Origin of the sequence: Mesotoga sp. UBA5825 (genome assembly GCF_002432955.1) — a bacterium.
Classification (GTDB): Bacteria; Thermotogota; Thermotogae; order Petrotogales; family Kosmotogaceae; genus Mesotoga.
Genome location: NZ_DJHG01000074.1, coordinates 1 through 8,752 on the forward strand (window position 1 = coordinate 1; position 8,752 = coordinate 8,752).

9 protein-coding genes are annotated in these 8,752 nt (G+C 43.9%); 6 read left to right on the forward strand and 3 right to left on the reverse strand.

Translation table 11 applies throughout. From position 1 onward, the window contains the following. Positions 1–114: 114 nt before the first annotated feature. The 3 genes from B3N33_RS07410 (at position 115) to B3N33_RS07420 (ending at position 2,030) form a co-directional block, all read left to right on the forward strand. Complete coding sequence (locus B3N33_RS07410) at positions 115–654, forward strand: HdeD family acid-resistance protein (protein WP_214061528.1); 540 nt, start codon at positions 115–117, stop codon at positions 652–654. Positions 655–951: 297 nt separating this feature from the next. Further along, complete coding sequence (locus B3N33_RS07415; RefSeq protein WP_214061529.1) at positions 952–1,182, forward strand: hypothetical protein; 231 nt, start codon at positions 952–954, stop codon at positions 1,180–1,182. 137 nt (positions 1,183–1,319) lie between these two features. Next, positions 1,320–2,030 (forward strand): linear amide C-N hydrolase, encoded by a 711-nt coding sequence (locus B3N33_RS07420; protein WP_292592782.1) that lies wholly within the window; start codon positions 1,320–1,322, stop codon positions 2,028–2,030. A 628-nt stretch (positions 2,031–2,658) separates the two neighbouring features. Here the strand turns inward: B3N33_RS07420 and B3N33_RS07425 are convergent. Genes B3N33_RS07425 through deoC form a run of 3 tightly spaced genes read right to left on the reverse strand, consistent with a single transcriptional unit; the run spans position 2,659 to position 5,607 of the window. Next, positions 2,659–4,179: a xylulokinase gene (locus B3N33_RS07425; RefSeq protein WP_292592778.1), complete on the reverse strand. Its 1,521-nt coding sequence runs from the start codon at positions 4,177–4,179 to the stop codon at positions 2,659–2,661. A 32-nt stretch (positions 4,180–4,211) separates the two neighbouring features. Then, entirely contained in the window at positions 4,212–4,880 is a 669-nt protein-coding gene (locus B3N33_RS07430) for a transaldolase family protein (RefSeq protein ID WP_214061533.1), read from the reverse strand. Between the two features lie 28 nt (positions 4,881–4,908). Further along, positions 4,909–5,607 carry a deoxyribose-phosphate aldolase gene (gene deoC, locus B3N33_RS07435; RefSeq protein ID WP_214061534.1) on the reverse strand — a complete coding sequence of 233 codons (699 nt, stop codon included), beginning with the start codon at positions 5,605–5,607 and terminating at the stop codon, positions 4,909–4,911. A 261-nt stretch (positions 5,608–5,868) separates the two neighbouring features. On the opposite strand from deoC, the gene B3N33_RS07440 reads away from it, so the two are divergent. The 3 genes from B3N33_RS07440 to B3N33_RS07450 all read left to right on the forward strand — a co-directional run. After that, on the forward strand, positions 5,869–6,879 hold the full coding sequence (locus B3N33_RS07440) for a LacI family DNA-binding transcriptional regulator (RefSeq protein ID WP_292589001.1): 1,011 nt from the start codon (positions 5,869–5,871) through the stop codon (positions 6,877–6,879). 26 nt (positions 6,880–6,905) lie between these two features. Further along, the gene (locus tag B3N33_RS07445) at positions 6,906–7,970 is read left to right on the forward strand and encodes an SIS domain-containing protein (RefSeq protein WP_292592784.1); all 1,065 of its coding nucleotides are present in this window, start codon (positions 6,906–6,908) and stop codon (positions 7,968–7,970) included. A gap of 30 nt (positions 7,971–8,000) precedes the next feature. Continuing rightward, positions 8,001–8,752: amidohydrolase family protein (locus B3N33_RS07450; protein WP_292592780.1), on the forward strand; the 752-nt coding region annotated here is incomplete at its 3' end.

The following is an 8,752-nucleotide window of genomic DNA, read 5'->3' on the forward strand; positions in this document are numbered from 1 at the left end:
AAAATTCTTCGTTTCTGAAAATACTTGCGCTTGTTTAGCTGTTTTCAGAAGATTAAGTGATAAACTCAAGACAATAGGACCATTCTCTTACGAATGGGGAAAGGTGGCGATGGTATGGCAGAAGCAAAGAAATTTGACTGGATTTCTCTTCTCGTAGGTTTCGTTCTTGTTATTGGTGGAGTCTTCTCTTTGAGTCATCCTCTGTCGACATTCTTAACCCTTGCAATTATGCTTGGTATAGTAGTTCTTGTAAGAGGGATCATGTTGATAGTTGCATTCTTTAAGTTGGAGGACAGAACCGGTGCAAAGGTGTTTTTTGCCTTGATACTCGGGATATTGTTGGCTATTACCGGAATCATATTCCTTTTTAGGCCTCTCTTTGCAGCGAATGTATTTGCTTTTATTATTGCTATATGGTTTATAGTCGATGCTATCAACAATCTTATAAACGCCGAAGGGCTAAAACCTGCCGGAAAGGGAATTTACTTTTTAAGTATAGCATTAAACGTGTTCGTTCTAATTGGCGGTGTAATTCTTGTCCTGCATCCTTTAATTGCAGGTCTTTCTGTTGCGATAATGATCGGAATTACTCTGCTGGTTTTCGGTACGAACCACATAGTGTTGGCATTTATCGGCAAGGAGTCAGAAAAATAGAGTCTGTATTTATTCCTTTTGTTCGTCCACATAAGTAGTCTATAAAGCTAGACGGGAGTGGGCTGCAAACCCCATTCCCATTCTTATTTATCTGTTACTGTCTATAATTCTATTTCTGAGAAAAGTATGGGTACATAATGATTACGTTTGGCTCCGGAAATGTCTCTTACTGCTTGAATCAAAATGAAATTCTCTGCATCTGCTGTTTGAAAATGTCTGAACAGTTTGCTTATCGGAAGAGCTTGCTTTAGAATTCATTTTGTAGCCTTCAATTCAACCGCCAGAGGAGGTAAACGAGTGAGAAAACTGACATTAGTTATTGTTGTGTTGGTTTTCCGTTTCGTAGGATGTACCGAATTCCTTCTTTCGTCTGAAAAGAACAATGGACTGGTTATTTCAGGCAGAAGCATGGAGTTTTCGCATGTTCTTGATTCTAAAGTTGTTTTTTCAACAGAGGCGACAGTTTCAGCAGTCATATGTCAGACTGCTTTGAAGCAATATCCTGGGAAAGTAAATATGGATTTGTGAGTTTGAATGCCTTTGGTCTTTCGACAGCTATTGCAGATAGAATTAATGAGAAGGGTTTGTCTTTGAGTGCCCTTTGATTGCCAGAAACTGAGTATAAAGAGGATGTCCCCTCTTCAGATCCTTCGAAGGTAATAGAGTTGTTCGATCTTCCGGCGTGGATTCTTGTGAATTTCGACAATCTTGATTCTTTGAAGAGAGCTCTCAGCGAGTTAACCATGTGGGGAGAAGTGAATGAATTGCTCCAGGAAGTACCTCCTCTTCATTTGTCTTTACAGGACAGCTCCGGCGGAAGTATGGTTCTTGAATTTACTGATGGTGAGGTGATTGTTTACGAAAATCCAAATGGAGTTCTGACAAATTCTCCTGAACTTCCGTGGCACCTGTCTAATTTGAGGAATTATGTGAATCTAAGCCCTTATATGAAAGAAACAGAGATAAACGGAATAACGTATAAGGGAATTGGTTTTGGCAGTGGTTATGTTGGAATTCCGGGAGACGTAACCCCTCCTTCTAGATTTGTTAGGATAAGTTTCTTAAGAGAGTTTTCTAATTCAGTTGAGACAGAAGAGGAGGGAGTAATGCTTGCCCTTCATCTCGTAAACACAGTAGATATTCCCGCAGGAGTTTCGAAAAGGGAAGAAAGTAGTACGGAATCCTTTGAAAGTACTCAATGGGTTACGATAAAAGGCAATAAGAATCTTAAACTTTATTTCAGAACCTATGATTGTGCCTCGCTATTTGTTGTCGATTTGAATAGAGTTGACTTCTCTTATGGCATTAAGCATGAATCTATAGATTTTGATAAGCCGTTTTCGGCTATTAATGTCTGTGATTTATTCTCATTCTGAAATGGTTGCATAAGCAAGAATTAGGAGTTGCTTTGTGTTCTTTGTGTCCCATGAGGAGAGTAATTTGCTTTTATTTCCATCCTATATATCTTTATAAATAATAATAATTAGGTATGTTCAAAACTCGTTGAAAACCCTTGGAACGCTTTGCTGTGGTGGAATTGACTGCATGTTCATAACTTTCCGGCTTTGAACGAAGTGTGTAGAAAAGTCCCAGAGACCACTCCGGGAAAGAAATACAAATTTGTTCATAATTCAACGTCTGTAACCGTTTGTTTTAGCGCAAAGAGAAGAATCGCAAGGTTTTTGAATGGAATAGAGGAAGATAGCAGATGTTCAAAAGTTTTAGTGAGTGAATAGAAAATGCACAAATCATTGTCGGAACTGACCTCTAAAAAATGCAGTTTTGAACCCCCGAGAGAGGCCGACTTGAGAATTGTTTCGTCGAAAAGTCGGTAGTTTTGAACATCGTGTGTTCAAAAAGCTGGTAGATTAGGAAATTGATTTCTCAAATTTGTGAAGAAAGGGAAGTCTGTTTCTAAAAGCTACAAAGAATAAACAGGGCGCCGCGGATGTAGCTGGACTTTGGCTGCGGCGCCCTGTTCTGGACAACTCCCGTTAAGTGAGCTTAGCCCCTTCTGATTCCGGCAAGCCCTTCATAAGTCTTCCTGAGGGAACAGTACGACTCTTTGAAGAGGCTGTACAGTTTCAGGTAGCGCTCTTGCTCATCCCGGACCGGTTCAATCCTATCCACGTCTTCAATGAATCTGCGAACCGCCGAGAAATTGAAAAGACCCGAACCAACACCGGCAATTATCGCTGCTCCGATTGAGGTTGCTTCATCTACGTTTTCCGGAACGGTCAGTGTCTTTCCAAGAACGTTTGCTAGAACTTTCTTCCATATATTGCTCTTTATTCCTCCGCCGATTACCCTGATACTGGTGATTGGCAGAGACTCCTCCAGGGTATCGAGAATCCATTTGAGATTCATTGAAACGCCCTCGATAACGGCCCGGACCATATCTAGCTTCTTGTGAGAGGCAGACAAACCAATAAATGTTCCCCTGGCATTGGAGTCCCAGATTGGGCTTCTCTCACCCAGCAGATATGGAAGATAGATGATCGGTTCGCCGTGACTTGGAGAATCGAGCAGCACTCTGTCCAGATAGCTGTAAACGTCTTGTTCGTTCCGATACAGGAAGTTATCCCCATACAGCATGTCTTTAATCCAGCTGTACGAGCTGCCACCGGCTTGCATGGTTCCCGAGGGGAAGTAATGTCCTTCGATCGCATGGGCTCCGGTGAAAACCCGCATTTGCCTATCCAGTAAGGGTTCTTTCGTTATCGTTGAGATCCACGATGAAGATCCGAGATAGAGATAAGTATCGCCGACTTCAACAGCACCTGCCCCTACAGCTGCACTGCAGCCATCTCCAGCCCCCAGAATCACTCTACAGGATTCAGAGAGACCAAGATCTCTGGCCACATCAGACTTAATCTTCCCAAGATCGGTAATTGAGGGGAGAGCCTCGGGTAATTTCGAATTGTCGACTTTGAGGGCTGAGATCATCTCGGGAGACCACGAGAGTTTCGAGATATCAAATAGAGACGTCATAACCGCATCAGAAAAATCAGTTGCGAATTTGCCGGTGAGGCGCAGGTTTATGTAATCCTTTGCTTGAAGAAACTTGTATGTACCTTCATATACATCCGGCTCGTTCATTCTCAGCCAGGCGATTTTCAGTCCCTGATAAGTTGGAGAGAGCCTTGAACCGGTTATTCTGTAGATCTCACTCTCTGAGAAAGTCGAGAGAAGAGCTTTCACTTGCTCAGAACTTCTTGAATCTGCCCAGATTATTGCTCTCCTGAGCAATCCACCGGATTTGTCTACAGGTACAACCGCCATCATCTGACCGCTTATACTTACGGCCGAGAGATCTTCTGCGGAAATTCCGGATTTACTGACAAGATCTGAAGTAGCCCGGCAGAAGGAAGTCCACCACACTTCGGCATCTTGTTCAACCATTCCTGGGCCGGGATAGAAAGTCTCATAGCCGAAAAAGGACGAAGCCACAAGGTTTCCAGTCTCACTGAATAGAGTTGCCTTATCGCCTGTCGTTCCAAGGTCGTGAGCCATTATATACTTCAAGATAAAACCTCTCTTTCGGCCGCAAATAGAACTCAGGACTTAAATGGAACCCATTCACGGTCTTTTATTGAATCCCAGTCTGCATCAAAATTATCAATGGCCTTCAGTGTTCCGCTGTGTGCAAAGAACTCACCGTACATAGTTACGGGAAGCGACATACCGTATATTGGGAGTTCAGCCATTTTAGAGATTTGAGTTAGGGTCTTGAAGCTTGCTGCGATGAGCTTAGTCTCATAATCTCCGTTTGTAATAACCTTTTGCATACTCTCCACAACCGAGAGGTCAATCCCTAGGTTCTCTATTCTGTTTGCGTATGGGGCAACGTAATCGGCACCTGCTTCGGCTGACATTAGTACCTGCGGCACCGAGAAAACACCAGTAATCAGGGCAGGGATCTTCAGCTGCTTGAATTCTCTTAGAACTCTAATGCCCGTTCTGGAGAAGGGAATCTTGAGTATTATCCTTTTGGGATCGAGTTTGAAGAGCTCCTTTCCTTCTCTTATCACTTCGTCGTAGTTTCTTGAGGCACACTGAACGAAGAGAGAGCCAGAGAATCTCTTCAACATCTCCTGAATGACTTCAAGAGGCCTCCTTCCAGTTCTCTTCAAAATACTCGGATTAGTGCTGATTCCGGAGAAGAATCCTAGATCGAACAATTCACTTATAGCTTCTACGTTTCCGTCATCAATAAACAGTCTCATAGATACCTCCATTTGATTCTTTGCTCTTTCATGGCAGATCGGTCCGCCCTGGGTACTTGTCGACAAATTCCTTGTAGATCTCTATGGCGCTGCTTGAACCAAAGATATCCGCTCCAGCAGCGACGAAATCCTCTACCTGAGATAGGGTCTTCACTCCGCCGGATACCTTTATTCCCTTCTTGTCTCCAACAACGCTCTTGATTGTCTTGACGTCATCGACTGTGGTTGCTCTGGAGCCATATCCAGTTCCTGTCTTCACAAAATCAACGTGCGGCAGATTAAGGAGTATAGAACAAGCCTTCTCTATCTCTTTACTTTCGAGATAAGAGACTTCAATGATCACTTTACAGGTAATACCCTTAAGCAGTCCTGAAAGATATGAGATCTCCTCTTCAAAGTAATTCCAGTCACCCGACTTCATTGCCGATATGTTTGCCGTTATGTCAATATCCCTGACTTCAGGACCTAGTGCCAGAGCTTCATTTATCATATAAGCCTTGGTTTCGGTTGAATCAAATCCGAAAGGGAAGCCCGATCCACAAGCCGCCGAGATATCTTTACCCCGAACGCTGGCTACTACTTTGTCCATCAAATACCAGGGAACTACAACCGCTCTGAAATCGCAAGCAACACTTTCTTCAATGAAAATCTCCGCCTCTCGCCTTGTTGCGGCAGCCTTCAGAAGAGTGCTGTCAAACCTTTTTTGAAAACTTTTAATTGTCTGCAAAGATGCACCTCCAAGATCAAATCAAACAAAAAGCTCCAGGAAACCCAAAGAACAATCATGAGAGCGTTCTCACTAATTCATACAATACCATTATAACCACAAAACACAAAAAAACGAACAGTCAATTTAGGAGGTAATTTAGTCAATGTTGGTAAACTTGACATAACTTAAGAGAATAAGCTAGAATAGATCAAAGCATATGATACCGTTATCACAACGCGGTATTTATTTGCCGCGAGTATTCTTGGAAGGTGATTGAGTATGGCAGCGACGCTGGACGATATAGCAAGAGAGACAGGGCTTTCCCGGGCAACGGTGGCTAGAGTAATGGGAAAGTACGGATATGTCAGCAAAGAAGCAAAAGAGAAGGTCTTAGCAGTCGCCGAGAGACTCAAGTACAAGCCGAACTACATTGCGAGAAGCATGGTTACTGGAGAGACTAAGAACATAGGATTGATTGTAGGTGACATTCAGAATCCCTTTTTCTCTACAATTGCAAGATCCATAAGCGATGTAATAGTACCTGAAGGATACAGTCTGATTGTTACGAGTACAGATGAAAGACTAGATGTTGAAATAACCTCTATAGATAAGTTCTTTCAGAAGCAAGTAGATGGATTGATTCTCGCTCCCGTTTCACGAACTAACTCCGACCATCTGAGAGAGTTGGTCAAAGCAAAGACCCCGATCGTTCTCATTGACAGGGTTATTGAAGATCTAGACGTAGACATGGTAGTCAGCGATGACGTTGGTGGTGGCTTTGAGGCGACCAAATACTTGCTGGAACTTGGCCATCGAAACATAGGCTTCCTGTCGGATACTCTCGATATCAGCACCAACTACGATCGAATTGCGGGTTATCAGAAAGCGCTTGAGGCGCACGGAATAGAACCAGACCCTTCCTGGATAAAACTCGGAGGGTTCAGAGTAGATGGCGCTTACAAGAGCGGTGTGTCGCTTTTAAGCCGCAACAAGGACCTGACGGCAGTTATTGCGACAAACAACTACATGGTTGCGGGGTTGCTTCTAGCTGCAAAGGACATGGAAATAAGAGTTCCAGAGGATTTGTCCGTTGTGAGCTTTGACGATATAGTTTGGTTTGACCTGGCTAACCCACCAATAACCTCGGTCGCTCAGAATACGAGAGAGATAGGGAACCTGTCTGCCAGACGAATTCTGATGAGTATAAGAGGTCAGAGAAACGAAACGGAGCTTACCAGACTTCCTACAAAGCTGGTAATTAGGGAATCATGTGCAGCACCGAGAAAGTGATTAAACTTCTTGATAGATATTTGGAGGTGTTTGGATTGACACTGGATGATTTTTTGACGGATGCGAAACAGAGCATATTGTTTACAGCCCCATCTCTTGAGAAAGACCTTTCTGCCTTTCTCGAAGAGGATGCCGGAAGGATTAAGGAGCTGGCAAAAACTGCTTTAGATAAAGGTTATAAGCAGATCTACTGGGTGGGAAGCGGCAATTCTTGGTGTAACCTCTACTCTGGGGATTATATCCTTAACAAGATGACTGATGTGCCCTCGAAATACTACAAGAGCTACGACTTCATTTGGGAGAACCCTGCAAGGCTTGATAAGGAGGCGCTTGTGGTACTTGCTTCTTTTTCGGGGAATACCGAAGACACGGCAGCCGCGCTGAGATTAGCCAATGAAAAGGGAGCTACAACGATTGCATTCACAAGTAAACCAGACAGCATACTTGCAAGAGAAGCAGACGAGGCAATCGTGTACAACTCGAATGGCCTATTCATTCTACCTCTTGCGGGAGCTTTCATATTCAGTCTCGAAATCGCGAGACTAAAGGGAAAAGACGTATCAAAGCAGTTGGAGCAGATAGCGATGATGCCAAAACTTTTAGGCAGGATCTACAAGGAAGAGGAACCGAGGGCTTATCGACTCGCAAGAAAGTATCAGGACTGCGATCTCTTCTATGTTCTTGCAAGTGGAGCGGCCTATGCGATAGGCTACAAATTTGGACTCACGGTATTCATGGAGAACATGAGAATCAACGCTTCTTTCATGGAAACCTCCGAATTTAGACACGGCCCTGCCGAAATACTAGACGGCCATAAGCCTGTAATGGTCTTCCTTGTTGGAACTGACGAATCGAGAGACATGAGTGAGAGAGTTATAAAGATTGCAGAATCTAATGGCGCAGAGGTTATTCGGTTCGACGCAAAGGATTATGGCGACTTCGATCCGCTGTTTGCCCCGTTCCTTCTGATGATCCCCTTGCAGTGGTTTGCAGTCTATTCTGCGTACTACAGAGGCATCTTCGATCTCGATGAAAGAGTTCTCATGGGAAGAGGAAAGATGTCCACTGGCAGTCAGATAACCTGGCCATGATAAAAAAAACAGAGATAGTAGGTGGGATAAATGAGATTCGAGAACGTGTTGGTTGTAGATCCAATAGACGGTGAGTTTGTTGGAAGAGTAAAGATAGAAGGAAACGTGATCTCTGAAGTGGAGCGGATTACCGGAACCATGGAGTACGAGGGGATAATTATGCCGGGATTCGTCGATCCCCATACGCACGGTTCTGTGGGAGTTGACGCGCTTTCCATGAATGAGAAAGGTCTCAGGAAGTGGGAAGAGTTTCTTTATTCTCAAGGAGTGACTTACTTCCTTCCAACCACGATGTCCTCGACTCCTTCGGCTGTCCTTTCCGCAGCCAGAACGGTTAAAGACTATCTGGACGACAATCCGGAGACTTCGGTAGGGGGAGTTCATTATGAAGGCCCCTACTTAAGTCTCAAAAGGAAGGGAGCACAGAATCCAGAACTTATAAGAAGGATAAATCTTGAGGAGATAGAAGAGACCCTCATAGAGCCGGTAAGGCTAATTACTATAGCTCCAGAACTGGAACGTTTTTCACAGGCGCAAGATCTAATACAAAAACGAAATATTACTGTGTCGCTAGGCCACACAGATGCATCTTTTGATGACATGGAAAGAGCATATAATCAAGGTTGCGATAGAATCACGCACTTTCCGAACGGAATGAATACTCTTCACCACAGGGATCTGGGCTGTGTGGGAGCTGTGCTGTCGCTTCCCTTCTCCGTAGAGATGATTATGGATGGAATCCACTCCTTGCCGGGCTTTATGAAGCTCGTTTACGACATTAA